Source organism: Pseudovibrio sp. POLY-S9, from assembly GCF_001431305.1.
GTDB lineage: Bacteria > Pseudomonadota > Alphaproteobacteria > Rhizobiales > Stappiaceae > Pseudovibrio.
Window position 1 is genome coordinate 1 of sequence record NZ_LCWX01000011.1, and the last position, 2,476, is coordinate 2,476.

Consider the following 2,476-nt stretch of genomic DNA (forward strand, 5'->3'; position numbering starts at 1 on the left):
TGTAACCGCCATGCTAAAGTGTCAGGATCTATCAATCTAGAAGTGTCACACTGATCCTGTTGTTGGTCTCTTGCAAGGATGGTGCGACATGGGCATGGTGGTGATGAGTGAGAAAGAGTTAAACCGGATCAGAGTTTTAACGCAGCTTGATGAAGGCAAAGTGAGCTGCGCCAATGCAGCCAATCTTCTCAACCTGTCCGTGCGACAGATTTATCGGCTTCGTAACCGCTTTCGCAACCAGGGCGCGTTAGGCCTTCGTCATAAAGCCAGGGGTAAGCGCCCCAACAACCAGATCCCCGACGGGGTTCGGGACTATGCGCTCGCGCTGATTGAAGAGCACTATGCTGACTTTGGACCGACACTGGCAACTGAGATGCTGGAGATCCACCATCAGTTTAAAGTCTCGCGCGAGACCGTGCGCCAGTGGATGATGGAGGACGGGATCTGGCTCTCCAAAGTCCAGCGCCGCCGGTTTCATCAGCCGCGGCTGCGCCGGGAGGCCTTTGGTGAACTCATTCAGATAGATGGCAGCGATCATCGTTGGTTCGAGGAGCGCGGCGATCCGTGCACCCTGCTCGTCTTTGTTGATGATGCTACTTCCACATTGATGCAGCTTCAATTTGTGCCATCCGAGAGTGCGTTTTCTTATTTTTCAGCGCTGGAGCACTATTTAGGTAAACATGGCCGTCCGGTGGCGTTTTATTCTGATAAACACAGTGTGTTCAAGGTTGCCAATGAACAGTCCAAAGGCGGGGCCGGTATGACCCAGTTTGGCCGCGCCCTGTCGGAGCTTAACATCGAGATTCTGTGTGCCAATTCCTCCCAGGCCAAGGGCCGGGTCGAACGGGCCAACCGCACACTGCAAGATCGGTTGGTCAAAGAACTACGACTGGCTGATATAAGTGACATGGAAGCAGGCAATGCGTTTTTGCAAGGCTTTACGGAACGGTTCAATAACAGGTTTGCCAAGCGAGCGTACCGCCCTGATAACCTTCACCGGACCCTTAATGTGGAACCGGACCGGCTCGCCGATATTCTGTGCTGGCGCGACAAGCGCCATGTGACCCAGCAGCTGGCAATTTCGTATAATCGCAAACGTATCATGCTGCGCGAGACCGAGTTCAGCCGGTCACTGGTCGGAAAATATGTTGATACTTATGAGTTCGCCGATGGTCGTTTTGAAGTGCGTGCCAAAGGCGCGATCCTGCCCTACACAAGCTTTGATAAGGACCAGCGCGTGACCCATGCTGCGGTGACAGAGAACAAGCGCTTGGGAGAAGTGCTGGCCTTTGTGAAGAAAGAACAGGAGGCCAGCCCTCCCCGCGTCAAGGTCAAAAGCGCTTCTGACAAAGGCGGCTACGAGAAGCGTGAACGCAAGCCCCGGAGAGCACGGCGCTCTGAAGGTGCCAGTCGCAGCCGTGCAGAGTCTCTGGCTATTTTGGAGGAATTCAGGAAAAAGCACTCTTAATTGCAAGCCCAAGGATGGGTGCCTGGATCTCTTTCATTTAGTATGATCGTGTAAAAGCACAGAAACGCCACGAAAAGACTGTCAGATTTCAGAGCATGATAGAGCTCAGTATAGTCGTATATTCTGTTCTCCTGAGACGAGGAGAGTATACTATGCTTGGGTTGGGAGAGCCGTCAGTAAAACGACTGACGAAGAAGATTTCAAATCAGATGATTGGTTTTCAATCGGTTATGTATCGTCTGTCCCATGAACAGCTTGGAATATCTCAACAAGACATTGTGAAACTTGAAATTACATTCTTTGCAATGTCGCTTGTTACTTTGAGTACTTCATATTTGTCGAAGTATAAGAATAAGATGGCTGCAATTGAGAGCGCGCAGTTTGATGTACTCAGAGCTAGCTTGCAACACTCAGAATCTGAGATCTCTCTTGAGAAGGCAGTCTCGTCATATAGAGAGCGTTTTCAGCAATATAAAGGTTTTTTTGACATTTTGGTTGATCAAAAACAATTAGATCCCGAGATCGATATTGCTTTGCTTTTTGTAAAGAATGTTTCAAGAGGCAAAGCAGAGAGACCAAGTTTTATTGTTGCTCAGCAGATTTTCGCTCAGGTGATAACTGACAACCTTAATTTTGTGAAAAATGTTCTTTAATAGAAATTGTTTCCATACATTTAAAGCATGTTGCTAGTGGCAGACATTCTTACAGTCAAACGCTGCCGCTGGCGTAGTGCTAAAGCATGAGCAGCGCACTTAGTCTCCTCCTCGCCCTGAAACCATGTCTACGGAGCCCTTCACCTTCTGGCCCTGTCGTCCTGCGATAGATTGGGGTCTCCGTCCGTCAGGGCCAGAGCGCTTCCGCAAGGTGCAAACTCACGCCTTTCATTACCTCAGCAATGACATTCCTGCATTGCGCCCCACCCGCCACTTCTGCTTGGTTGCAACATGGGTGTTTGGTTGCATTGAACTGCCTTGGAACATCTGCGTTTTAAGGTGTGCGGCAATTATT

At 49.8% G+C, this 2,476-nt stretch carries 2 protein-coding genes; both read left to right on the top strand.

Going from position 1 to position 2,476, the window contains the following annotated elements; translation table 11 throughout:
* The first annotated feature begins 88 nt into the window (after positions 1–88).
* Complete coding sequence (locus PPL9_RS00700) at positions 89–1,468, top strand: ISNCY family transposase (RefSeq protein WP_057460844.1); 1,380 nt, start codon at positions 89–91, stop codon at positions 1,466–1,468.
* A gap of 152 nt (positions 1,469–1,620) precedes the next feature.
* On the top strand, positions 1,621–2,121 hold the full coding sequence (locus tag PPL9_RS00705) for a hypothetical protein (RefSeq protein WP_152986551.1): 501 nt from the start codon (positions 1,621–1,623) through the stop codon (positions 2,119–2,121).
* Positions 2,122–2,476: the final 355 nt, after the last annotated feature.